Consider the following 25,652-nt stretch of genomic DNA (forward strand, 5'->3'; position numbering starts at 1 on the left):
TCTTTTCGTGGCTCCAGTGGCAGCGACGTATCCTCGTGCGTTGGGAATACTACACCGCTAATTTCCTGGGCTTTGTACAACTCGCCTGTACCCTCATCCTGCTAAAGCAATTTTGAGATAGGTTCTAATGAAAACCTAGTCGATTTGATCATCGCGTTTTGCGTAAATACTAAGAATGATGCAGTTCTAGATCCGACTTGTGGGACGGGGACTTTCTTAATCCGCTCTTATGACCGCCTGAAGACCCTCGGAACGACAAGGCACCAGCAGTTGCTTGCTCAGATCTGGGGAGTGGACATTGCCCATTTTCCTGCCGAACTAGCTACAATCAATTTGTACCGAAAGAACATAGAAGATTACGCCAATTTCCCGCACATAATTGCCAGAGACTTTTTCGAAGTATTACCAGGACACATTCATGAATTCCCTGCACCCAAACCAGGCAAAGGAGACAAGGCTATCAAGGTCCCAATGCCACAGTTTCAAGCAGCTGTCGGCAATTTCCCATTCATTAGACAGCTGCTCATCGAGCGACAGGTACCTGGGTACAAGCAGCAAATCGCCCAAGTCTTATCAAATGAATGGCGGAAGGACTACCCTGATCTGTTTAGCAATGGCGATCTAAAGCTGTCAGGACAAGCAGACATCTACGCCTATATGTTCTTTCATACAGCTGCACATGTACAAGACGGAGGAAGGCTTGGATTCATCACTTCTAATTCGTGGCTGAATACATCGTACGGCTATGAGTTGCAGAAGTTTTTTCTGAAGAACTTCAGGCTGATTGCTATCATTGAATCTCGTTCTGAGGCGTGGTTCTCTGATGCTGCGGTGAATACTATTGTAACCGTTTTGGAGAAATGCAAGAGTAAGGAAGCGAGGGACGCGACTCCAACAAGGTTTATCCAGATCAAAACGCCTTTGGCAGAGGCGATTCCTTGGGAAATTCAACAAGCGGACAAACGATGGGGGGGGTTGGATAAGCTTGTCTCTCAGATCGACTCGCTGCCTGCACCTGCAGCTGGTGAAATTCTGACATATGAAGACTCAACACAGCGAGTCAGGTCAAGACGCCAAGGTGATTTACTTTCTGAACTTGAAGGAACAGGGCGGACCGCCAAGTGGGGAGTGTTCCTAAGAGCGCCACGTGTTTTCTTCGAAATGACGAAGCGACTGCTTGCATCCTTCACGCAACTGCAAGAGGTTGCGGCAATCCGACGGGGGTACACGGCCGGGATTAACGAATTCTTCTACGTGTCTAGAGAGACCATTGAGCATTGGCAAATAGAGCCGCAATTCCTAAAACCGGTCATTCGCTCGCCAAAGGAAGTTAGCTCAATCAAACTGGCAACCGGGGACGTGTCGCATAAGATTTTGCTCTGCCAGACCGACAAGGCCACTCTGCGTAAGATGAAGTGTCTAGGTATTCTGCGTTATATTCGATGGGGAGAGAGTCGCAGCACGAAGGAGGGTAAAAAATGGCCTGAAGTCCCTTCAGTCTCCGGACGACCACTCTGGTATAACTTGGGCGTGCGCGAACCAGGCACGATATTGCTTCAGATGATTACAAATGACCGTTTTTTTGCAGTGTATAACCCTAAACACATTCATGTGGATCACAACCTGTTCGAGGTATTCCCAAATGACTCGGCTGACGAACGAGGGCTTCTCGTCTATCTCAATTCGACAGTGTTCGCTCTCATTCGTGAAGTGGGAAGCCGGGTAAACCTCGGTGATGGAGCTGCCAAGACTGAGGGCATCGACTGGGAGCAAATGCCCGTTCCAGATTCACCGACCTTGAAGAAGCTGGGCGCGCATTGGCACCTACTTGAACGGATCATGAATCGTGCTATGCAGCCAATCGCTATTGAAGTGCGAAGGCCGGACCGCCAAACACTCGACGCAGCCGTCATGAAGACGCTCGGAATTGATGATCAGTCATTGCAGGAGATGCTTTATGAGGGGATTACGGGTCTGGTGGAGGAACGCATTCAGCTTGCCCAATCGCGCAAACGAGTGCGTATCCAAAAGGTCGCCCGCGACATTGAAAAACTCAAAGACCAAATCGTTGAAGATCTTTTTCCCGACGGCACCAAGAGATTCCCGGATGCCTTTGTGGACGCGAAAGCCATGACCAATGCCGAGGAAGTAAGCGTTCCTGATGGTACACTTCGACTTGGTCCTTCCTTCTTCGGGCGGTGTGAGGTCGTCAGTGATAATGGTCAACGCATCGAATTGGAGGATGAAGACACTGCTGCGTTCATAGTCTACTCTCAACGGCCCAATTTACACATCATCAGGATTCCTGCGAGTAGAGCGGCAGTTAGGCGCGCAAATACGCTGTATGAATCTTATCTGCAGAGAACCTGCAAGCTTGTGGAAGCGCATATCTTCGAAAGAACCCTGGATCACAAACTCTCAGAGCTTCTTACCCGACAAATTCTCGAGGAACTGGGTATAACTCTCGCTCGAAAATAGATTCCACCAGTATCGTCAGTCGGACTTTCGTGAACTACCCCCTACGCGCGGGATTTGATCTCTTTGATCAGCTCGTCGGTGAATTCGGTGGTGGAGCAACTGCCGCCGAGGTCGTTCGTCAAATGGTGCCCCATCGCCAACGACAACACCATCGCCTTCCAGATTCGGTCCGCCGCCTCCGGCTCGCCAATATGACGAAGCATCAACAACGACGAGAAAATAAGCGCGGTCGGATTGGCGATGTTCTTGCCTGCAATGTCCGGCGCGGTCCCGTGCACCGCCTCGAACACCGAGTACTCCTCGCCGATATTCGCGCCCGGCACCACGCCCAGCCCACCCACCAGACCGGCGGCGAGGTCCGAGACAATATCACCAAACAGATTGCCGAGCAGGAGAACATCGAAGCGCGAGGGGTCCATCACCAGATGCATGCAGAGGGCATCAACGATTTTGTCCTCCGCCTTGATATCAGGGTACTCCTTGGCGACCTCCTCGAACACCTGCAAGAAGAGGCCATCGGAGATCTTCATGATGTTCGCCTTGTGCACGAGCGTGACTTTTTTGCGGCCGTTCTTGCGGGCGTATTCGAAAGCGAACCGGGCGATCCGCTGGGAGGCTTTTTCGGTCACCACTTTGATAGCGTTCACCACGCCTGGGGAGACCATGCTTTCGATGCCGGTGTAGAGGTCCTCGGTGTTTTCGCGGACGATGACCAGGTCGACTTTGTCGAAACGGCTCGGGACGCCGCCGATCGATTTGACGGGGCGGAGGTTGGCGTAGAGGTCGAGTTTCTGGCGGAGGGTGACGTTGGCGGAGCGGAACCCTTTGCCGACGAACGTGGTGAGCGGGCCTTTGAGAGCGACTTTGTTTTTCTTGATGGAATCGAGGAGGCCATCAGGGACCGACTCGCCGTATTTCTGGATGGCGGCGGCGCCGGCATCGAAGCGCTCCCAGGCGATATCGACTCCGGCGGCCTCGATGACGCGGACGGTGGCGTCGGAGACCTCGGGGCCGATGCCGTCGCCGGGGATGAGGGTAAGGGTATGTTTAGCCATGCTCGTTTCTTTCCTTTGCTCGGTGCCCGCCCGATCGGTCAGGCTTACCGTCGCGCTTCGACTCCGCTCAGCGCGACACGCTGGGGAGACGCAGCCTCTCCTTAGTGTGCACCCACCGCAATCCTTCGACTACGCTCAGGACAACGGCGGTGGGGTGCCGGTTGGTGGCGCACAGCCGCCGGCCTGAGCGAAGCCGAAGGCTTGCCGTGCGAAAGCCCCATTCAACCTGACCGTGTCGATTCATATCGAGTCAGCCCCACAGCAAGCTGTGGGGCACCAACGCCGCTTCTATCGCACATCGACTCCGCTCCGTGCAGCACGTCTGAAGCAAGGGCGTTATGTCATCGCGCCGGGAATATGGACAATTCGGGGCGATTGTCAATGGGGGGTTAAGAGAGCGGCAGCACGCTCTTGATCGCCTCAAGCAACTCAGTCTTGTTGGCCATCGAAATCTGGCGGCCGGCGATCGGGAGGCCGGGGACAGTGCGGGCGTACTGGCGGAGTTTGACCACCGGCATGGCTTCGAGATCGTCGAGGGTGACAGTTCCGGCCTGGACCGGTTTGGGTGTGGGCGCAGAGATGGTTGCGGGGGTGGGAGTAGGCGCGGGTTTCGGTTTGGGGGATGGCTTGGGAGGGGCTGATATCGGCTTGGGTTTAGGTGCCGGTTTCGGTGGTGCAGGTCTGTTCGGTGGTGTGTGAGCGATGTCGCCGTTGGTGTACTTTTTCAGGAAGCGGACATAGGGTCGGAGCGGCTCAATTCCCTCGTCGGGGCGGGCGATGATGTGCATGGAGATGAGCTGGCCGGTTCGTTCGGCGGCAAGTGCTCCGGCCTCGACGGCGGTTGAGACTGATGCGCGGTCCCCCTCGATGCGGACAGTGACACGTCCACTCGTGCTCTGCTCGGCTGAGGCGATGGCGACCTCGGCCGCCTGGGTGGCAGCGCGGGTGGCTTCAATCGCACCCAGCATTCCCTTGGTTTCGATCAGTCCGAGCGCTTCGCGTGGCATGCTCCCAAAGAAACGGGAGCAGCGTACGGATGCAACCATAAAACAGGCAGACATCGTCTGTTCTACCGCTTCGCGTCGTGTGTTGCCAACCACACACATAAACAAAAAAAATCACCGTCCGCACTCCCCTCGAATGCGGACGGCGGGATACACCCTTAAAGATTCAGAAGCGTCTCCAATGCGTGAGCGTGTGACTGGCGCAAAGGAGTAACAATGACCAGCTTACCTATTGCAACGTTCGTGCCGGTCAGGGCATGTTGAACTGCCGGCAGGCCGTAAGTGATTGCTGGGGAGAAAGTTGTGATGTGGTGTGCGACGGAATGTGGGATTCGACTGTTGAATCAATTCGTATCAATCGACGAACCGTGTCTGAATAAAATGCGGCAAGTGCCTGATAAGCAGACACTTACCGCAACCAAGGAGATAATACGAAAGGTCGTATTTTTGTACGAGGGCCAACCCGAGGTCGGCCCTCGTAGGCGGTTCAACTGACGGTCGTCAGTTCACCGACCCGGAGGCGGCGGCTGACAGATACCGTTTCAATTTCAGGCGCACAGTTGCCTCGTGGACACCCAGCAACCGTGCGGCTTCGCACTTGTTGCCGTTGGTGGCCATGAGCGCCTCCATGATAAGCTGCCGTTCGAACTGGTGGACACGGTCGAACAGTGTCGCCCGCGCCGGAGCGGAGTCGCCGCCGAACAGCGAACGGGCCAGCTCCACCACGTCTCCCTCGGCAACCAGTTGCGCCATCACTTCGAGCCGGCGGACTTTGTTTTCCAGCTCGCGGATGTTGCCGGGCCAGTCGTAATCGACAAACTGCTTGACCAGTTCAGCCGGTACTTTCTGACCAGCCGCCAGAAGATGATGCCGTACCAGGAACTGCTCCAGCAGAAGCGGGATATCCTCTTTGCGCTCTCTCAGCGGCGGAATGTGGAAATGAATGCCACTCAGGCGGAAGAACAGGTCCTGACGGAACGTGCCCTGATCGACCATATCCTGCAGGTTTTTGTTCGTCGCCGCGACGAGCTTGATATCGAGCGCCACCTCCTGGGTACTGCCAAGCGGCAGGACCCTGCGCTTCTCGATCACGCCGAGCAGCTTAGCCTGGAGGCTGAGCGGGAGGTCACCGATCTCATCGAGCATAAGCACGCCGCCGTTGGCCGTCACAAACAGGCCCTGCTTGTGTGTAACCGCGCCGGTGAATGCTCCGCGATGGTAACCGAACAGCTCGGATTCCAGCAGAGTCTCCGGAAGCGAAGCGCAGTTGATGGCGACATACGGTTTGTCGGGGCGCACCGTGGCATGGAAATAGCGCGCCATATGGTCCTTGCCGACCCCGGTTTCACCGGTGATCAGGACCGGCAGATCGGTGCGCGTCAGCATGGCGATCTGCGCCTTGATCCTGAGAACTGCCGGTGCGACAGTCAGGTAATCGACCGGATCGTGCTCGATCTTCCCCTTCCTGTGGGAGGTTGTGTCCCCGGTGCGGGGTTTGTCCAGGTCGCCGATGAACTGATTGATCTCTTCCTGGCGGGCAGTGAGACCGCTTCGCATGTAGAACTCCTCGGCGCGGAAAAGATAGGTCATCCGTTCGCGTATGCTAAAAAGCTCCGAACGGCCGAGTGCGATCAGCGCCTCTGCCTTTTCGAATCTGACGCCGGATTCGGCCAGGAGATCGAGCCCCCTGAGGAAGCTCTGCCGCGCTTTGTCCTTATGGCCGAGCGCCTGGTTGATGAGACCGGCGAGCTTGTGCAGCGCACCCATCTCTACCAGTTGGTCAGACTTCTCCATGAGCGGCATTGCCTCGCTGACATACTGTTGCGCCCGGCGGTAGTCGCCGGTGCGGACCGACAGTTCCGCAAGGTGACGCATCACGCGAGCATCGAGCACGGACCGGGGGGCAATCGCCTCGGCCATCGTCAGCGCCCGCTGGAGCGATTCGCGCGCTTCGGCATGTTGATCCATCCGGTACTGCAACTCGCCCAGATAGGTCAGATAGACGACCTCATCCCGCTTGCGGTTCAAATGGACAATGAGCCGATACGCTTCGGCAAGCGATTCCGAGGCCTTGGCGTACTGCTGTTTCTGTATCTGCAGGTATCCCAGCGAGAGGAACGCCCGCTCGGTTTCGAGTTCGTCGGACAACCGCCTGGACAGGTCGACATTGATGAGCAGATGTCGCTCGGCCTCGTCGAAATCACCCGTGAAGGTGTAAATGCGGCCGATATTGCCCATCATGTAGGCGAGTTTCTGTTTGTCGTCAAGTTTCCTGGCGATGGCAACAGCATCCATGAGCAGGGCCACGGCGTTGCGATAGTCGCACTTCTGGAAGAGAAGTCCGGCCAGGAGGTTGAGGGCATCACTCTGTCCCGGGAGATTGTCGTTGCGCCTGAAGATCGATTCCGCATCGCGCCACGCTTTTTCCGCCTCCTTGAGTTCACCCAGATCGCGGAGGATCCGGCCGATGGTCACGCAGATGTCGGCCATCAGCGAGGTATCGCCGTCCTGGGCCGCCATGGCCTGTGCGCGACGGGCCAGGCGGAGAGCAATCGGGAGATGAGTCAGTGAGGCGTGTGCCTTGGCGGCGGCATGCAGGATCGCTCCAGCCTCGGTGCCACGGCATGATTCGAGAGCACTCTGGTGCATCTCGAAGCATGCAACGGCGCCGTGAAAGTCCCGCCGCTGGAGCAAGGCCATCAGTTCATGATGAATGCGCTCGCCTTGGCCGGATTTCTGGCTATGTGTATCCTGTATTTTCATCGTTCAGTTACCTGCTCCTGTTGAGTGCCCCGAACCATTCGATGCTGCGCCCGTGGTGCCGAGGTTTGACGGCAGCGACGAGGGCTGCTCCGTCGCCGGCACTGTTTTCGATTCGGGCAGAAGTCCCGGCAGAATGAAGCGATAGAAGAACAGGTCGATCAGCAGGTGGCCGGTGATGCGGGGTTGGGAAACGCTCGTGGAACCACTGCTGCTGATGTCGCCAATCGGCTCGGTGTAACCGTTGCCGCCCCAGGGGTGGTCATCACCCGGTTCAGTGCGGGCCAGGCCGTGCCGGCCGTACGGGCTGCTCACCGACCAGGTGGTGGTCGCGATGCCCAGCACTACCAGCAGAACCAGTGCTGCGAGGGTACGAATCCTTGTCATCGAAATACTCCTTGGTAAAAGGTTGTGCATATGTATAGCTCTCTTGTCGTGCAGATGGCGATGCGTGAGGAGGTGAGGGGGAAATTGCTTGTCACAGTTCCCTCTATAGTTAATATAGACTTGCTGACTCTCTCTGTCAAGTGGATTTCGCAAATGCTGCGCCGGACTCGGCACACTGACCGTCGCAGTTCCGCGTTGACCCCAGTCGAGGAGCGCAATATCTTCGTCAGTACAGGACGCAGACCGAATGACACAATTAGCTGCAATGGACCGCGACATTGACCTCAAACGGGCAGTGGCCCTGATTTTGATAGCGAGCTTCCTGTTCGCAACCGTATTAGTGGCGATCGGACGTCCTCTGCCCGCACTCGCCCTTCTGACGGCACCGGCTGTCGCATATTTGTACGCATCGCCGCGCGCCTGTTTTTACATTTTTCTTGTCAGTATTGGCTTCCATCTGCCCTATTTCATAGGGACTTTTGCCCTTTGGCCGTTCGATATCGCCTTAGTGGTGCTGTTTTCCGCGATCCTACTGGACTTTCTGTTACACCGGCAGACCGATATCCGTCGCACCGAGTACGATCTGGCGTTCTTTTTCCTCATTGGCGCCACCTGGCTGTCGGCCCTGTTCGCTTTCGACCGATCCCAGGCGATCGTGCCCTCGTTTCGTATCATGGCAATCTACATTGCGTTCCGGGCGGTTTTCAAGATGTCTTCCGAGATCGGTGTGAGAAAAATAGTTCTATTCTATATCTGGCAGGTGTTCGCGCTGTCAGTGGTAAATATTTTCCTATTCCTGATGGCTGGCGGCAAAGAGCGCGTCTTTGGTCCATCGTGGCTGGCGTTTGAAAACTACAGCATGACGGCGGTGCCGATGGCACTCGCCTTTTTTATCTGGGCGGACTCCACGCGGGAAAGACTCATGTATGCCCTCGTTGCGATCGTCATTCTGTTTGCGGTGGCAGCATCCGGTTCCCGCGGCTCAATGCTGGCCATAGCGCTGGCGCTGCCGGTTCTGGTGATCGCAGCCCGGTGGAAGGCGTGTCGCGAAGGGAACCGGGGAGCAGTTCAGGCCGCCAATAGGATCATCGTCGTAGCTGGAGTCGGCGTTGCTCTGGTACTGTTTCTTGGAACAGTGCTCTTCGGCGGGTTTCTCGAACGAGTTGGTGAGTTAGTTGACTCGTTCACGCGGCCACAGGGAACAATAGCACTTCGGCTTGTCCTGTGGAAAGCGGCCATCGAGGGGTTTCTCACGAGCCCGCTCGTGGGGATCGGCATCGGCAACTACACCAGTGTCGACCAGATCATCCCCGCGATCAAAGCTGAGCCGGTCTGGTATTACATCCGGGGAATGACTGCCCACAACGTGGTGCTTCATTATCTTGCGGAGACGGGAATCATCGGCGCTGCCGCATTGCTCACCCTGGCCGGGACCGGGCTGGCGACGGCACATCGGCGGTTCCGTCCGGCTATGGGCAACCGTGATACACAGGTAACGGCGGCGCTGTTCATCATGATGGTTGTGTTTGTCATGAGCTTGTTCTTCATGCGGGCCTGGACCTGGTCTCAGGAGGGGTACGTGCTCGCGATCATATTTGGACTTAATGCCGCGTCGGGATGGGGCTGCCCCGGCGATTCATCGCAGACATGCCCAGACTGAACCCGAAGAGGATTGCCGCCTTCCGGCGGAAGATACTTAGATTTTACAAACGGCACGGCCGCGACCTGCCGTTTCGCCGCACGTGCGACCCCTATAGGATTGCCGTCGCCGAGATCATGCTCCAGCAGACGCAGGTGGAGCGGGTTGTCCCCAAATACGAGTCATGGGTCGCGCGCTGGCCGGACTGGCAGACGCTGGCCGAAGCAACAACTCGGCAACTACTCGCCATGTGGTCAGGGCTGGGGTACAACCGAAGGGCGTTGTATCTGGGGAAGCTGGCCCGTGACGTTGTGGAAAATCACGGCGGTGTTCTTCCATCTGACCCCTCAGTATTGGTGTCCCTGCCCGGTATTGGGCCGTATACGGCTCACGCGATTCTGATATTCGCCTTCAATCGACCGCTGGTCACGATCGACACCAATGTCCGGCGCGTATTACTTCATGAATTCGGGCTCCCAGCCACCTGTGCACGGAGCAAGATAGAGGCGCTGGCTGGTCAACTGTTGCCGAAACACCGCTCGCGGGACTGGCACAACGCCCTCATGGACTACAGCAATCTGGCGCTTCCGAAGAAGATCTTCGGGATTCCCCCATTGACCCGGCAGACCCGGTTCGTGGGGTCGACTCGACAGATTCGCGGCGCGATCATCCGGCAGTTGACCCACCGAAAGAAAGTGCCGCTGGCTGAGATAGCGGGGGAGCTTGGTCGCTCGGTGGAAGATGTTCGGTCCGCCGCCGAATCGATGGCACGCGAGGGGATCGTGGTGGTTCGAAAAGGCAAGATTGGTCTGACCAATTAGAGGCCGACCGCCGGCCCTTTTCTTCATCTTTGCTTTGCCAGAGTCGATACAATGACAGTACATTGAGCCGGGGTTTAGAGAGAATGAAGCGCCAAACAAGGAGCAGCCGTGCAACGGCAGTATCGGATCGAGAATCGTAAGCTGATGGAGGTCGAAGACCCGCAGGCGCAGGTGGTTGTTCTTATTAACCCCGACGAGGCGGTGCGCAAGCAGCTGGTCGAAGAACTGAAGTTCGATGAGCACACGCTGAATTCCGCGCTTGACCCGGATGAGCTGTCGCGCCTTGAATTTGAGCCGGAGCATGCAGCGCTCATTTTCAAACGCCCGAGCAAGTACTCCGCTCACGAGCAGTTCGTGTTCCGGGTCGGCTCCGTGGGAGCGTTCCTGTTCAAGGAGCGACTCTATATCGTCGTTTCCGAGGACGTGCCGCTGTTCGACGGCAGCCAGGTGACACGGGCAACCTCGCTGGCCGGACTCATCTTAGGGCTGCTGCACCGGTCCATCATCCATTTCCGCGAGCACCTGAAGATCATCAACAAGATCTCCGACGACCTGCAGGAAAAGATCAACCGGTCGATGGAGAACCGTCACCTGATCAACCAGTTCGGTTTGCAGAAGAGCCTGGTGTATTATCTCAACTCGCTCAACTCTAACGGCGTGGTGCTGGAGAAACTCCGCAACAACGCCGCCAAGATCGGGTTCACGCCGGAAGAGCTGGAGCTTTTGGATGATACCGTCATCGAAAACAATCAGTGCCTGAAGCAGGCGGACATGTACTCCAACATTCTGGTGAGCTTGATGGACGCGCGGGCCTCGATTGTCAGCAACAACCTGAACGTGCTAATGAAGACGCTGAATATCATCACGATCGCGATCATGGTGCCGACGTTTGTGGTGAGCGCATTTTCAATGAATGTCAGCATTCCCTTGCAGAACCACCAACTGGCATTCTGGATGATCATGGGGCTGGCGCTGGCTTCGGTGGGGGGGTTTCTGACGTTCTGGCGCATCAAGAAGTGGTGAGGCGGATCGCACCCTTTACCGCTTCGTGTTTCATGATAGTCACTGTGTGAATCTCCCTCCTGTAGAGACGAAAACCGTGATCGGCTACTACTCACATAAGCTTTTTCAGAGACATCTTGAGGGGTTCGGGCATGTGGAGAGCCCGGAGCGGCTTCGGGCAATTAACACCATGCTCGACAATAGTCCGGTCAGGCAGAAGTTGACCGTGGTCGAGTCATCGCCGGCCGAACTGGAATGGCTGACGCGGGTGCATGATGCGGCGTATGTCGATAGCATTCTATCGCTGAATATCACCGATCCAGTATTGCTGGATTGGGGGGACACGGTGGCGACAAGTGATTCGCCGCACGCGGCGCTCTATGCAGCGGGAGCCGGAGTACAGGCATGCCGGGCGGTGCTAAAGGGGGAGTATGATTTGGCGTTCTGTGCCGTGCGACCGCCGGGGCACCACGCCGAGAGGGACCGGGCGATGGGGTTCTGCATTTTCAACAACGTTGCGGTTGCAGCGGCTGACCTTCTGGAGTCGGGAGCATTGAGCCGAGTGGCGATTGTCGATTGGGATGTGCATCATGGGAATGGGACGGAGCGGATGTTTGTCGAGGATGACCGGGTGCTGTATATCAGCTTGCACCAGTACCCGCACTATCCGGGGAGCGGGCACGCCTCAATGACCGGCAAAGGGAAGGGGGTTGGGTATACGATGAATCTCCCGATAAGCGCGGGGGCAGGCGATGACGAATACCGTGCAGCATTTGAGACTCGGGTCATTCCGGCGCTCGATGCATTCAAGCCTGAGTTCGTTCTGATATCGGCCGGATTCGATGCACACCGCGATGACCCATTGGCGGAGATCAATCTGAGCAGTGCGATATTCGGCGAGCTTACGCGGATGCTTAAAGCGTGCGCACGAAAGCACTGTGGTGGGATGATCGTGTCGATGCTCGAGGGGGGATATAACCTGAGGGCACTCGCGGAATCAGTTGAGTGTCATTTGCAGGCGCTGGCGGAGTGAGTCAGCGAATCTCGGCCAGCCGTTCTCTCAACTCATCGACAGACACGGCGGGGAGGCGGCAGACCGAATTGACGCAGACAAACGCTTTCACTTGTCCGTTCGCCGCGCGTCCTTCGAACAAAGGGGAATTCGCAGTGCCGCTGGGGCTTATCGCCAACAGCCTGTTGGGGCTGTAGCGGCGATAGATTTCGGCCAGTATGGCGTCGCGCATCGGACCATTGCCGACAACCACAATCTCAACCTTATCATTGAGCATGTAGTCAAGCGCCAGAAGCGCTGAGGCCATCCCGCCCGGGTAGCGACTCATCTGGCCGGAAACTGTTTTGAGGGCGCGTTCGGCGGCATCGAGAAACGCGGCGTCTTCGGTCAATCGGTGCAACTTGAACAGGTTGTGAATCATGATCGAGCCGGCCGATGGGATAGCGTTGTCGATCTCGTCTTTTGGCCGAACTATCAAATCCGGTTGATTGTCCGGCCTAAGATAGAAGCGGTTATCCGCGCCAAGGAATAGAGCGACGGCATGTCGTGCCATGGTGACTGCCAGTTCGAGCCAATGCTGATTGGCGGCACCCGGGTCAGTTTCGTAGAGGTCGAGCAGTCCGCGAACGTAGAAGGCATAATCCTCGAGGAATTCACCGCCTGAATGTACGCTTTGTCGATACGCGTGGGTGAGGGTGTTGTCACGGTACATCGTGTGCTCTACAAAGTGCGCGTTGGCGATCGCCGCAGCCAAGTACTTCTGGTCGAGTGTTATCTGGTACCCCCGCGCACACGCCGAGAGCGCCAGGCCGTTCCAGGAACTTAGAATCTTATCGTCGGTGAGCGGGCGGACTCGTTCCCCTCTCGCCTGAAGCAGCCGTGCTTTGCACTTTTCGAGATAGGTATTGAACCGTTCGGGCGCTTGCTCGTTTGAAATGCGCTCGGAGGCGGCATCGACATGGAGGATATTCCTGCCTTCGAAATTACCGGTCGCGGTGACATTGAAGTACGCCAGGAACGGATCGGCCTCCCCGCTGAGTAACCCTCTGATCTCGGATTCGGTCCACAGATAGAAACGCCCCTCTTCACCTTCGCTGTCGGCATCGAGCGCCGAATAGAACCCACCGCTTGAATCGGTCATTTCACGAAGCAGAAAATCGAGTGTCTCTCTGACTACCCCACGGTACTCATCTTTGCCGGTAATTTGGTACGCCTCAGTGTAGGTCGATACGAGTAGGGCATTGTCGTACAGCATTTTTTCGAAATGCGGGACCAGCCAGCGCTCATCGGTGGAGTACCGGGCAAATCCGCCGCCGATCTGATCGTAGACGCCGCCGTGAGCCATCGAAGTCAACGCTTTCTCGACAGCCAGCAGGTAAGCGAGGTCGCCGGTGCGACGGTAGTGCCGGAGGAATAGGGACAGTTCGACGGCGTGCGGGAACTTCGGGACCTGACCAAAACCGCCGTGAACGTGATCAAAACTCTTCATCAGGCTTTCGGCGCCGGCAGCGACCATGCTTTGGGACAGAAGGGCGGAATCGGTTTCGCGGGCAAGGTGCTTATTGATCTCTTCGAAGATGCCCTGTGCCGACTCGACGATATGGCTCGGACTTTCGTCATACGCTCGGGCTATCTCGGTAATCACTTTCATGAATCCCGGTCGCCCGTACCGGTCATCGGGCGGGAAGTAGGTACCGGCGAAGAACGGCTTGAGGTCAGGAGTCAGGAAGATCGACATCGGCCAGCCGCCTGAGCCGGTCATAGCCTGCGTGAAGGTCATGTATATTTGGTCCAGATCCGGGCGCTGCTCGCGGTCGATTTTGATGCTGATGAAGTGCTCGTTCAGTATTCGGGCGATCTGTTCGTTTTCGAACGACTCCCGTTCCATGACATGGCACCAGTGGCAGGCAGCATAGCCAATTGACAGGAATATCGGACGGTTGAGTTTTTTCGCTTTGGCCAGCGCTTCGTCATTCCACGGATACCAATCCACAGGGTTGTGGGCGTGTGACAGGAGATAAGGGGAGCTTTCTCCGGCCAGATGGTTGGTGTGTCGTGAAGTTGCCGCCGCTGTATCCGCCATGTTGTTTCCGCCTTCCATGTTCGCCTGCAGGTTCACGGGCCGAGCGATGACCAGCAAGGCAACTATCTGCCCGACCAGTCAGATACGTATGCCTGCAGCCCGTGTTTCGCTGCGGCGCTCGCACCGATATGAACTCATACGGACTACAACAGTCTATGTTAATGATTGGTTCTACTTTGAAGATATCAAGTTGACGTCAGTCGGACAGGTCGAGCAAGGCAGAGGCGAAGGCGGACAGCGTTAGATTGAAAAACGGTAGCGTGCGGATTTCGCCGGAGTGATGACTTCGATTCGTGATGCGGTCAAGCCCGGCCGTGGCGTCGATATAGAAATGGCCCAGCGCAAACCCTTTGAATCCAACTGAAGCAGTCAGTGTCTTCTGGACGACACCGGTCGGGAACGGTTCATCGTAATCGCCGATAACGTCCAGCCACGGCGCGCTCCAGATGGCATCGACTCGTCCCTCTCCCTGGCGCCAATAAGAGAGATTAATGGACGCGCGTTTCGATTCTCCAAACCATCGATACAAACTCACGGAACCCAGGTCATAATCATTACCGAGCGCATTGCCGACAGGCTTGTTCTCGAAAAGAACTCGGTTTCTGGGAAGTACCTGATTAAACGTCCAGTTGGTCACCCGGCTGTATTCGGCATTAACATCCCACGATGGCGCCAGGTCGGTTAGATACGCCCCCAGCAGAACGCCATACTCGTTCGGCTCTTGATCCGCCTGAACTTTTTTTTCAATCTGGAGATCATCGATTACGACCTGGCCGTACAGTTTGAATCCAACTCTTGGTTTGACCGTTATGTCGAATCCGACCAGGGTGTTATCCTCGGTCCCTTCGTTTAGTTGTGCTCCATGATAGAAGATGAGTGGATTTAAGTAAAAGAGGTCGATCTGTCGGCCCGCGCCGCCAAAAACAACGGTTTCAAACAGCCCGACATTCAGTCGGTTCGCCAGAAGATGCAGATCAACACGGTGCCCCGCAAAGTATCGGTATTCGTACTGCGGAACTGAATCGTATTTGGGTGTGAGACCATCGAGTCGCGCCAGTCGATATGATATGGTCAACCTTCCCAGCCGCACCTGATACGCCAGCCCGTCCATAATGGCATTCGAAGCCAGAGCCAGTGACCGGCGCGGTCCCCAAAACGAGGCGAATCGTCCAAGCGTAATATCGAATCGCTGCGACGAGTACTGTGCAAACCCCTGCTCGACATCGCCGGCCAAGCCGCGCCATTTCTTGCCGTGGTACGACGGGTCCTTGGCGCGCGCTTCATCGAGGACGAAATTTGCGTACACGAAGAGATGGCCGAGCGGTCGTGCGGCGACGCCGCCCCTGAGTGATTCCCGCCCAAGCGCGCGGCTTCCCTGGCGTGAGTGAAACTGCTCACCGGCGAAACCGAAGAGGCAGATCGTCGAACTATCAATCTCGGACAGTTGCTGGAATGGATGGGCAGGGTACCGAATCCAGTCAAAGCAATATGGCCCGAGCTGGTAATCGAATCGGTCGACCGAGAGTGCATCGAGGCGCTCAAGTCGGTCATAGACAAACTCATACTCAGCCTGACCGACAGGAAGAAGGCCTCCGGCGCGAGATAAGGACCAGGGGAGTGCGAGGAATGTCAGGAGAATGAGCGATGTTTTCGTGCGCATAGAGCCATCCGTGGCGCGCCCGGCGTGGTGACCTGCGTCATGGAACGCCTTCACTGCAACGAGACGCACCATTCACTGGCCGGTCCCTTTCAGCACGGCCGGGACGGTCTTGACCAAGATCTTGGCATCAAGTCCCAGCGACCAATTATCGATGTATTCCAGGTCGAGTCGCATCCAATGATCGAAATCGATCGCGTTCCGCCCGTTCACCTGCCAAAAGCAGGTGAGTCCCGGTTTCACCGACAGTTTGCGCCGTTGCCAGGGTTCGAACGCGCTGACCTCGGAAGGAAGCGGAGGTCGCGGCCCCACCAGCGACATGTCCCCTTTCAGCACGTTCATCAATTGCGGAAATTCGTCTATGGAATACTTGCGAAGCAGACGTCCCGTCCGCGTGATGCGCGGGTCATCCTTGATCTTAAAGACCGGGCCGGACATTTCATTGCGGTGCAAGAGTTCCCGTTTGCGGGATTCGGCATTGCATGCCATCGTGCGGAACTTGTACAGCGTGAACCTTCGGCCATTATGCCCCATACGTTCCTGTTTGAAGAAGACCGGCCCGCGGCTGTCGATCTTGATGGCAAGGGCAGTCAGCAAAAACATCGGAAATCCGACCACCATAATACCAAACGCGACCATTCGGTCAACGCCGGACTTGATTGTCTGTGTGAATCGCCTGGTTGGCGCCGGATGGTAGACCATGGCAGCCGAGCCGTTGAATCGAGCCAACTGGGGTTGGGAGAGCTTGGATGGATAGAGGTCCGGCAGCAACCAGACCGTAATGCCCATCCGCTCGGCGGCGGCAAAAAGTTGCCCCGAGGCGCCAATCTCATCGACTCCAAGCGCGACTACCAGAGCGTCTATTTGTTGCGTAAGTGCAATTCTTTCTATGTCGCGGGGGTGTCCGATAAGTGGAATGTCCCGGTAACTCCAGAGGCCGGTTCGCTGAAAATCAAGGAAGCCGACAACACAAGCCTTCATTTCCGGGTGAGCCAGCAGATTGTCCGCGACTCGCCGCGCTTTGGCGTTGGTGCCCAGGATTACGACGCCGTGGGATGCCGGGGTGTGACGCGGGCTGTTTTGTCGATTGATCGCAAACCGCGCCAACAGGCTTGCCGATCCGGCCAGCAGCAACTGTCCTGCGAAGTTGGCCGTCACTAGCAAGGAGGCCGCGCCGACTGTTATGGGCCAGCGGAGTATAAAACAGGCTGCAAACAAGCCGAGTCCGAAGAGCAATTCTTCGATTATGAGATCCTTGTAGTTCCGCCGGTGCCGTCCGGCGATGACGTGTCTTTCTCGCCTCAGCCAGGTTGTTGCGATCCTGATTGCCACAGCCGCGACCGGTACTTCAAACATCCATACTTGCGACCCTCGGCTGAAGAAAAGAACGCTCGAAAATGCGCCAAGCGTGACAAATGCTTCACACACCCGACCGACCAGAAATGAGATGAGACTAATTCGCGCGTGCTGCATGGTTCTCCCTGCTTTCCCCGGGTTCGTGTTGGCCACCTGAGTCGTGTGTCTGGTGGCAGCGCGCCGCGGTCTGGGCCGCTCGGCGCGCTTGCGGGGCGATAGCTCCCGCGACGATCTCCCGGTGCCGTTCCCCGTATGTTGTCTATCGGAAGAAATCTCGCGACCTACACCTGTCCGTTGCGGCGATATCTGGTCTGCAGTCCGTCGCCTGTGAGGATTGGCCGGCCGACGGTACGTGGTGTGCCGCGGTCTGGAACCGTTTTGGACCAGTGTCGGAGAATCGGCGGGCTGCACGTTACTTGACCACATCGGCGGATTGGCGCGTGGCGATCGAAACCTGGTTCCGTTCGAATACCGGCTCCACGGCTGATACGACAACCGGCGCGGTCTCACCAGATCGACGGAGAGTGACCGCTCGTCGGTCAGCTCCCCGCAATCGATAGAATTCTTCCGGCATGCGGCGAAAGGCGCCGAGTAACTGGTTGTTGGACAGTTCGGACTGAAGGTGATACCGGAGGCAGTGCTCCAGCTGCGGATACCCATCGAGATTGTGAATCGGCACTTTGGCTTTGGCTAGGAAGTTGCCGGTGCTCTTTACGTCGCCTACACGAAGGAGCAGAAAATCGGTCGGACTGAGTCGGTTCTGAATTCCCAGTCGGGTCAATTCGCCGGCCAGTCGAAGCGCTTCGTTGTGCAGACCGGTCAACCGATGCGACAATGCGGACTCGTTCTCCATGGCCGCGGTCAGCATCCGGTACACGGTTTGGCTGAGGGTGGGGTTTGCCGTGACATCCCGCAACCGCCGGACCAGCGCTGCCGGCGCGATCACATAACCGGCGTTCGACGAACTGATGCCGAACGAAGCGGTGAATGACCGCAGAATGACAACGTTACTGTGCGTGTGCAGAAGAGGCACGGCGCTGATGCCGTAATAGTCGAAGTAGTATTCATCGACGATCAGCGTTCCCTCGTAGACCATATCAGCCAGCATTTCGAGGTCTTTGAGTGAGAATCCGGCTCCGGTCACGCGGTTGGGATTCGCAACGTACACGAGTGCGCTTGGGGAATCGAGACGCGAGCGTATGTCGTCGACGTTCCCCGTGAATGGGGAGATTCCCAGTATTTCTTCGACCCTCAGCGAGGCCCGGTCAGCCGCAATGGCGACATCGGGTGAGAGATGTCCTCCCGAGATCAGGCGATCGCTTGAGAATCGGCACTGCCTGAGAAGGTCCGGCAGGAATTCATCATAATCCACGAACGGCAATACCATGCCCGGGACTACCATGGCCTTCTGTGCGATCTGAGCTATCAGCCGACTGAGTTGGTCTTCGCTCACCAATCCGATGGTACTCATCACAACCTTCCTTCCGTGTGCCGTGGGGCACTAAGTATTCCCGAATGCGACCGCGAGTTACCGCTGTGCCATCCTGGCAAGTCGCATTCGGGGTTTAATCACACAGGAAGTCGTATTCAAGGCGTGTGCCGGCCTGTGCGACATCTGCACAGCATGATCTAACATGTTGCAGCAAAGAAGATTGCGTGTTGTCCACAAGAGCCGATCCAAATGCGATGCGGGTTCGGGAAGGCACTCTTTTCCGAGTGGGTCGAACAAACTGTTCCAGGTTGAAACAAAACCGCCGAAGGTCGCTTGCGCGTCCTCCGGCGGTCCTCTTAGGAAGGTGGTGAGTTGGGAAGAGTTCGAATCCCACTCACGAGCGAAAGGAGTTTGTCAGAGTTTGTCTATCAGCAGGATCGAGGTCAGCACGCTCGTTGTGGCGGCGAACGCCGTGGACACGATCTTCAAGACGTCACGGTCCTTCTTGATTTTGGCGGGGACAACAATCAGATCCCCTACTTCGACCCGTCGCCCCAGTGTGCCGCCCCCTGCGAATACCCGACCGTCCGCCTTGATCAATCGAACCAGTTTCTTGTCCGACCGGGGCGTAAAGTTCCCGGCGCGTTCGATATAGTAGCGTACATTCTGCTTGTGGAGATACTTAATGGTACCGGTGGCGCCGACTTCGCCCATCACCGAGATGCCCGATGGCACTGGAGGGATGAACACACGGTCACCCGGCTCGAGCGTCATGTCGCCGTCGCGTCCGGTGCTGGCCAGGATCCTGTCCATGTTAATGATCACCCGGTTGACGGCGGCGGAATCGTAGTCGACAACCATCTGCTGTTCGAGGTTTCCTGCGGAATCCTCGACAATGGGCACGCTTCGCTGCACCAGCTTGGGGATCTGCAGTCGTTCGAGGTTGCGGCTGATGGAGCGCCGTTCAAAGACGATACCGGTGGGGAACGCGTTCCTCGTGAACCCGCCCGCGCGCAGCAGCAACTGATAGAGTGTTTCGTCGCGGCTTGCCATCACGTATTCCCCCGGAAACTGCACTTCACCTTCAAGCAATACCGTCCGGTGCAATTGCCATTCGGGAATCGGCCGGACATACAGGCGGTCATCCTCGGCCAGCGTTCGGAGCGAATCGGAGCCGTCGAACATCACCGGCAGGAGAGCCACCTCTCCCAATGAGTCGGTGCGGGCGATCTCACCCTGCAGGCGGGATGCGCCGCGGGTGAATGAACCGGCCAGGAAGATCAGGTCCGCCACCGTCATGCTGTCATACAGCGGGTACTGACCAGGACGTCTCACTTCCCCTTCGACGAACACATATTTTGTGCGCTGCACGTGGTCGATGGCGTATATCTGGAGCGAATCGAGGTCGTTCAGGACCAGATTCTGTTCGGGATCACCGCTCAACACCTGTCTCAGGTTGACCGGGATCACCGACACGCGGTGGTCCTTGTATTTTCGGAACAGGTCGGCCCGTTCGAAATAGACGTCGTAATCCTGAAGCTGTCCCTGGGCGAGCAGGTCGGCAATGCGGGTGGAATCGGTCCGCTCATAATAGCCCGGGTGCTTCACCTTGCCGGCGACGGCCACCATATTTTTCTTGGCGTCGAAGATGCTGTAGACGGTCACACGGTCACCATCGGTGAGCGGCAGATCGGTTACCATCTGGGGCTGGGCCGGATTCAGGTTGAGATCAAGCACCTGCCATTCCTTGCGGCCGGAGATCCGTTCAAGCATAACACGGTCGAGGTGCGCCTCGGGTGTGGCATTGCCGGCCAGCAACAGGAGTTCAGTTGGTGTTTCTGCACCCTTCAATTCATAGATCGCAGGCCGGCGGATCGCTCCGCGGATCGCCACGCGCGCTCCTGCCACCGGCACGAATATGGCGTCGCCCGATTCAAGTCTGATATCCGACGCATTGTCCCCTTCGAGAAGGAATTTGTACAGGTCCAGTACGGCAACAGCTTTGCCCTGACGCATGAGGCGGATCTCCCGCATACTACCGTTGGCGTTTGGCCCCCCGGCCAGATAAAGCGCGTTGAAAAGTGAGGTCAGGGACGAGACCGTATATGCGCCCGGGCGATTGACTTCGCCGGTCAGATAGATACGAATCGAGCGGATTTTGCCGAGCGAGGCTGTCAGATCGAATTCCGAATAGACGGCTGACAGCCGCTGTTTGGCCACCCGCTGAAACTGGTCAAGCGTTTTTCCCCAAGCCACGAGCTCGCCGACCTTGGGAATGAATACTTTCCCCTCGCGGTCGATAGTCAGATTGTACCCCTGCTCAACTCGTCCCCACAGGTTCACCAGGACATTGTCGCCGGGACCGAGCAGGTAGTCGGCCGACACTGCCACCTCTTCGGGCGGCGCCGCTTCGGCCGGTCCCCCAAACAACTCCAGCCCGAACGGTTTCAATTCATCGAACTCAAGCATTTTGCCGTTCTGGACCGAAACCGGGACCGCTGGGCTGGGCTCGGTCGGACCTGCGGCCGGAGGTGTGGAATCGTAAATGACAGGACTCTGATAATTGCCGGACTGCGGGTTCGCTTTTCCCGACAATTGCATGTGCCGGGCAAGCGCTGTCTTGTCGATACCTTGCAGCTCGCTGAGCTCCTGGGCATGCGCCTCCAGAAACCAGTTGAGCGACACCAGTACGATGACGAGAACGATAATGAACAACAGTGTGCGCATCTTCACCTTCCTATAGCAAAGTTACCGCGTATGTGAGCGACACCCCGCAGGGGTCACTCCTCTCCACGCTTTGCAACGGCGGTGCCAAGTGAATTCCAATGCTCGATTCGATTGTCGGAGAATGAGTTGGGTGCGAGGCCGCACACTCCACCGTCACTCGGAGGGCCAAATCGTGGGAAATTGAAGCACTATGAGAAGGGAGTTTCTTTCCAGACCAAGGCACGCGATTAGTGAGTGATCACGTACCGGCCAGCAGGAACCGGACAGTTAGTCCTGCGGCAACCTTTTTCGTATCAATGGAATTGAGATTTCTTAATTTTCTCCGCGATGAGACCCGCATTTCATGTTCCACATTCGGCCGCCTTGTTCGTCTCTACGAGTAGCGCACAACTTGTGGTTCGGCATTGGCTTATTGCCGGACCGGCGGGCGAAAAAGAACCCAATGCCGCTTGACAACCATATGGCGTGATGCTACTATTGCGGTCTGTTTTTTTGAAGGAGAAGAAAGGCCAACTCTGCTTCGCCACTGTCGTGGTGGCTCCTGTCTTGAGATGAGTCTGACGTCTGCAAGACCGGCTGGCTTGACGGGAATATTATTTTTGTGATAGGTCATAGGGAGAATAGGATGGGGTTTGTTCGAGTGACGGCGGCTGTGCTATTGGCAGTCGTTCTTCTGTGCGGAGCGCTGACGGCCGGCGGCTTCGAGAACAGCGGCGTGGGGACAAAGGCCAGAGGGATGGGGGGGGCGTTTAGAGCTGTCGCGGATGACTGGACCGCGGCCTTCTATAATCCGGCCGGTTATGCCCAGATACCGGATAATCAATTCGGCGCCAATGCCGGATTCCTGCACTTGCGGGATCAACTCACCCCTGATTACCAGGGAATCAACATGCCTGCCGAGAATGGCATGTACAACGGCCTTACTGTGTACAACACGCATGCCGTTCTCTCTATGCCGTCGGCAGGGTTTGTCGTGCGGCTCCCGTTCTGGGGTGAGACGGTGATGGGGTTGTCGGCGTATCAGCCGTTCGACCAGAATATCCGCTGGGATCTCTTTCGACCCGAACGGGCGTACAACGACTCGGCGCATTATCGGACCTACGACGAGCAGTTTCTGAATAACCTCGATGTTGTCGCATTCCAGGTGACGGCGGCACGCGAATTCACGCCTGATAAGCTGTCGGCCGGTGTCGGCCTGCAAGTGCTGCGGGGTGATCTCGTGTTCAAGAATGTGTACCTAAGGGACAATCCCTTCCAGCCACTGTCCTATCGGCCGTACGATCACATTCCGGAGTATGCCAACAACAACGGCAACGGCTGGGGATTCGGACTGAAGGCGGGGCTGCTCTGGAAGCAAAGCGAGAAACTCAATGTTGGCTTTACGGCCAGCCTTCCGTTTACGCTCACGCTGAAAGGCACGAGCCACCTGACTTTCGTCATGCCGCATAACCCATCAGTGGTGACGTTCAGCCAGGATTATCCGGTCGGGTCGGTCGGTTATCTGTTCGCGGCCGGCCAGGACATCAACTTGAATGCCGATTTCGAAGCTAAACTGAAACTGCCGCCATCGGTCGGCATGGGTCTGTCTTACGCCGTACACGACAAGGTGACGGTGGCGCTTGATGCGGAATACACCCTGTGGTCGCGCTTCGAAGGTCTCTCGTTCACCTATAGCAACTGGCAGGGCCTTACCGGCGCGGCAGACAGCGCCGCGGTGCGCGATTTCTTCGCCTCGAATCTCAACAATCCGGCCGACTGGAAGAACACCATCAAGCTGGCTATGGGCAGCGCATACGAATTCAATCAGTACGTGACCTTCCTTGGGGGCGTGAGTCTGGATCAGGCTGCGGTCAAGGATGAGACCGTCATTCCGCAGTTTGTGGATGCCGGCTCCAGATTTGGTTTGAGCGGCGGCGTGCTGGTTCATATCCAGCGCTGGGACCTCGGGCTTACGACCAGCTACAGCCGCCTGTCGTCGGTGGAAGTCACCGGCTTGACGGATACCGACGGTGACGGTGTCAATGACAATTTCCCCGGCGATTACAAAGGGGGCACGTACGAAACCATCTTGTCATTCAACTATCGGTATTAGGAGAGAACAGCCATGCGTAGCGTGATATTCATAGCGATACTTGCCGGGCTATTCACTCTTGCGATGGTGACTGGTTGCAGCGACCGCGGCACCAATGCCCCGCTCGTGTCGGACCCGGATGTCTGGAATTACAATGACAATGCAAAGCAAGTATTTTCGCCCCAGTTGCGGTTCCAGATTCGAAACCCGGAAGAGCTTTTGCTCATGGCAGTGTACACGCCGAAGATCTCCTGGCCACCGTCGTATGGTGGTGAGAACAAGAAGGTGCCGCTGTTGATCCTGTTGCCGCCGCAGGACGGAGACCAGTTTTACTACTTCAATCACGGGTTGTACAACCTGGTGGAAGAGATGATCGCCAAAAAAGAGATACGGCCCATGGCGATAGCGACCATCTCCAATGATCGTGTCTTCGGTGGCTACTTTTACGGTAACAGTTACCCCGCGGGGTTTTATGATTCTATTTTTGGAGACACATATAATTCGCTCATAGACTGGTTGCTAAGCGATTATCCGATGATACTTCCACAAGCCAGTCAGCATGCAATCGGCGGTATCGGCATGGGTGCATATGGCGCATTCCGAGCCGCCATCAAGCACCCGGGAGTGTATTCGGCCATATCGGTACTCGACGGTCCCATGGATTTCGACGGACCTACCGGTACGGGCGGCCTGATGAATCTGTTCGACTCGGTCATCGCCGAGCAGGGGCTCATACCGGATTCATTTAAGGTCGGACTGGACACATCCAGGGTACAGCCGGTCTCACGGATGTTCATCGGCGGTTCTTTGGCCTTCTCACCGACTGATACGCTGGTTGATTATGATATTACCGCTGATACGAACGCCGATGGGGACACCTTGGAGGTGCATATCAATTTCGTTAACCGGTATCAGTGGACCACCGATTCGACGACCATGATTACGGAACTGATCGATGCCAGCGGCCTTAGTCCCAATGACAACACGGGCTTTGATTTCATGTTGCCGTTCGACAGTATCGGAAACCCACATGCGCCGGTCTGGAACCTCTGGCTTGACAACAATCTGGAGAAACTCAACAACGGCAATCCGGGACTGACTGGGGTTGCCATGTGGTTCGGCACAACTCCTGAGGCGGACCACGGCTTCTATGACCAGACCCAATCGTGGATCAGCTACCTACGGGGTCTCGGCTACACGCCCGAAGTAAAGGAGTACCGTGGTACCCCGGACAAACCGGCCCGCGAAGGGGAGTATGTCTACGATCTGATGCGAGAGATGTTGATCTTCCATTCCAAGAATTTCGGCAACTGATCGTGTAAGATTTTGTTATGACCCGGAGGAGTCTGACCCTCCGGGTTTTTTTTGAATAGGGATGAACATGAACGGAACATACGACCTCTTATCGATCGGCGCCCATCCCGATGATGTCGAAGTGGGGACCGGCGGCGTCCTGATCGACCTTCACAAGCGAGGTTATCGGTGCGGAATCGTTATCCTGACGCAGGGAGAAATGGGGACCGGCGGCACGGCCGAGATCAGAGCGCAGGAAGTGAAAGATGCTGCGGCGATCCTCGGCGCCGACATTATTGGGACATTCGACTGGGGGGACACGCGACTTGAAGACAGCTACGAGCACCGTCTCGAACTGGCGGCGATTATTCGGCAGACCAGACCGAAGATAATACTCGCGCCATATCCGCACGTGGGACACGGGCGGCGACAGTCACACCCGGACCACGTGGCGGCGGGAGTGATCGCCATCAACGCCACCAACCTGGCGGCCTTGAAGAAAGTGGCGCTCACCGGCGAGCCGCACCTGGTGACGCGCATATTCAATTATTTTCTACCGCCGGGCGTCTATCCCAACTTTGTCGTGGATATCACGCCGCATTTCGACCAGTGGATCGCGGCGCTGTCGGCGCACCGGTCGCAGTTTCTGAATCCGGAGAAATCTCGCGATTATATCGAGCAACTCACCGCGATGGCCCGCTCGTTCGGCCTTCAGGCGCGCTGCAAGTACGGCCAGGGTTTTTGCTCGGTAGAGCCGATCGTGGTAGGGGATGTCATGACACTGGCAGTTCCGGACGTGCATTAGCTCCCCTGTCGGGTTTCTCGGTCGAAGCGACCTCGGAACCCGACCTACTGCGACTGAGCGCATTGAGCGG

At 56.8% G+C, this 25,652-nt stretch carries 17 protein-coding genes; 8 read left to right on the top strand and 9 right to left on the bottom strand.

Annotated elements, in window-relative coordinates; genetic code table 11:
- Positions 1 to 144: 144 nt before the first annotated feature.
- The gene (locus AB1644_01150) at positions 145 to 2,478 is read left to right on the top strand and encodes an N-6 DNA methylase (GenBank protein ID MEW6049660.1); all 2,334 of its coding nucleotides are present in this window, start codon (positions 145 to 147) and stop codon (positions 2,476 to 2,478) included.
- A 41-nt stretch (positions 2,479 to 2,519) separates the two neighbouring features.
- Here AB1644_01150 and AB1644_01155 read toward each other — a convergent pair whose 3' ends face one another.
- The 4 genes from AB1644_01155 to AB1644_01170 form a co-directional block, all read right to left on the bottom strand.
- Complete coding sequence (locus tag AB1644_01155) at positions 2,520 to 3,533, bottom strand: isocitrate/isopropylmalate dehydrogenase family protein (GenBank protein MEW6049661.1); 1,014 nt, start codon at positions 3,531 to 3,533, stop codon at positions 2,520 to 2,522.
- A gap of 389 nt (positions 3,534 to 3,922) precedes the next feature.
- Positions 3,923 to 4,540, bottom strand: coding sequence for a BMC domain-containing protein (locus AB1644_01160; protein MEW6049662.1), 618 nt, complete (start codon positions 4,538 to 4,540; stop codon positions 3,923 to 3,925).
- A gap of 498 nt (positions 4,541 to 5,038) precedes the next feature.
- Positions 5,039 to 7,300 carry a sigma 54-interacting transcriptional regulator gene (locus AB1644_01165; GenBank protein ID MEW6049663.1) on the bottom strand — a complete coding sequence of 754 codons (2,262 nt, stop codon included), beginning with the start codon at positions 7,298 to 7,300 and terminating at the stop codon, positions 5,039 to 5,041.
- A gap of 3 nt (positions 7,301 to 7,303) precedes the next feature.
- Positions 7,304 to 7,684 (bottom strand): hypothetical protein, encoded by a 381-nt coding sequence (locus AB1644_01170; GenBank protein ID MEW6049664.1) that lies wholly within the window; start codon positions 7,682 to 7,684, stop codon positions 7,304 to 7,306.
- A 247-nt stretch (positions 7,685 to 7,931) separates the two neighbouring features.
- Here AB1644_01170 and AB1644_01175 point away from each other — a divergent pair, with 247 nt between their 5' ends.
- The 4 genes from AB1644_01175 to AB1644_01190 all read left to right on the top strand — a co-directional run bounded on the left by AB1644_01175 (position 7,932) and on the right by AB1644_01190 (position 12,179).
- Positions 7,932 to 9,344 (top strand): O-antigen ligase family protein, encoded by a 1,413-nt coding sequence (locus AB1644_01175; protein MEW6049665.1) that lies wholly within the window; start codon positions 7,932 to 7,934, stop codon positions 9,342 to 9,344.
- On the top strand, positions 9,332 to 10,144 hold the full coding sequence (locus AB1644_01180) for a Fe-S cluster assembly protein HesB (GenBank protein ID MEW6049666.1): 813 nt from the start codon (positions 9,332 to 9,334) through the stop codon (positions 10,142 to 10,144). Before AB1644_01175 ends, AB1644_01180 begins: the two co-directional genes overlap by 13 nt.
- A 108-nt stretch (positions 10,145 to 10,252) precedes the next feature.
- Positions 10,253 to 11,167: a magnesium transporter CorA family protein gene (locus AB1644_01185; GenBank protein MEW6049667.1), complete on the top strand. Its 915-nt coding sequence runs from the start codon at positions 10,253 to 10,255 to the stop codon at positions 11,165 to 11,167.
- Between the two features lie 46 nt (positions 11,168 to 11,213).
- Complete coding sequence (locus AB1644_01190; GenBank protein ID MEW6049668.1) at positions 11,214 to 12,179, top strand: histone deacetylase; 966 nt, start codon at positions 11,214 to 11,216, stop codon at positions 12,177 to 12,179.
- 1 nt (position 12,180) lies between these two features.
- Here AB1644_01190 and AB1644_01195 read toward each other — a convergent pair whose 3' ends face one another.
- The 5 genes from AB1644_01195 to AB1644_01215 all read right to left on the bottom strand — a co-directional run bounded on the left by AB1644_01195 (position 12,181) and on the right by AB1644_01215 (position 21,413).
- Positions 12,181 to 14,241 carry a thioredoxin domain-containing protein gene (locus tag AB1644_01195; protein ID MEW6049669.1) on the bottom strand — a complete coding sequence of 687 codons (2,061 nt, stop codon included), beginning with the start codon at positions 14,239 to 14,241 and terminating at the stop codon, positions 12,181 to 12,183.
- Between the two features lie 196 nt (positions 14,242 to 14,437).
- A complete protein-coding gene (locus AB1644_01200) occupies positions 14,438 to 15,901 on the bottom strand; it encodes a capsule assembly Wzi family protein (protein ID MEW6049670.1) in 1,464 nt (487 codons plus the stop codon).
- A gap of 72 nt (positions 15,902 to 15,973) precedes the next feature.
- Entirely contained in the window at positions 15,974 to 17,371 is a 1,398-nt protein-coding gene (locus tag AB1644_01205) for a sugar transferase (protein ID MEW6049671.1), read from the bottom strand.
- 295 nt (positions 17,372 to 17,666) lie between these two features.
- Positions 17,667 to 18,725 carry an aminotransferase class I/II-fold pyridoxal phosphate-dependent enzyme gene (locus AB1644_01210; protein MEW6049672.1) on the bottom strand — a complete coding sequence of 353 codons (1,059 nt, stop codon included), beginning with the start codon at positions 18,723 to 18,725 and terminating at the stop codon, positions 17,667 to 17,669.
- Between the two features lie 375 nt (positions 18,726 to 19,100).
- Entirely contained in the window at positions 19,101 to 21,413 is a 2,313-nt protein-coding gene (locus AB1644_01215; GenBank protein ID MEW6049673.1) for an SLBB domain-containing protein, read from the bottom strand.
- 625 nt (positions 21,414 to 22,038) lie between these two features.
- Here AB1644_01215 and AB1644_01220 point away from each other — a divergent pair.
- The 3 genes from AB1644_01220 to AB1644_01230 all read left to right on the top strand — a co-directional run bounded on the left by AB1644_01220 (position 22,039) and on the right by AB1644_01230 (position 25,582).
- Positions 22,039 to 23,505, top strand: coding sequence for an outer membrane protein transport protein (locus tag AB1644_01220; protein ID MEW6049674.1), 1,467 nt, complete (start codon positions 22,039 to 22,041; stop codon positions 23,503 to 23,505).
- Between the two features lie 12 nt (positions 23,506 to 23,517).
- Entirely contained in the window at positions 23,518 to 24,798 is a 1,281-nt protein-coding gene (locus AB1644_01225; protein ID MEW6049675.1) for an alpha/beta hydrolase-fold protein, read from the top strand.
- Positions 24,799 to 24,865: 67 nt separating this feature from the next.
- Positions 24,866 to 25,582, top strand: coding sequence for a PIG-L family deacetylase (locus AB1644_01230; GenBank protein MEW6049676.1), 717 nt, complete (start codon positions 24,866 to 24,868; stop codon positions 25,580 to 25,582).
- Positions 25,583 to 25,652: the final 70 nt, after the last annotated feature.

This window comes from Candidatus Zixiibacteriota bacterium (assembly GCA_040753875.1).
Taxonomy (GTDB): domain Bacteria; phylum Zixibacteria; class MSB-5A5; order GN15; family FEB-12; genus DATKJY01.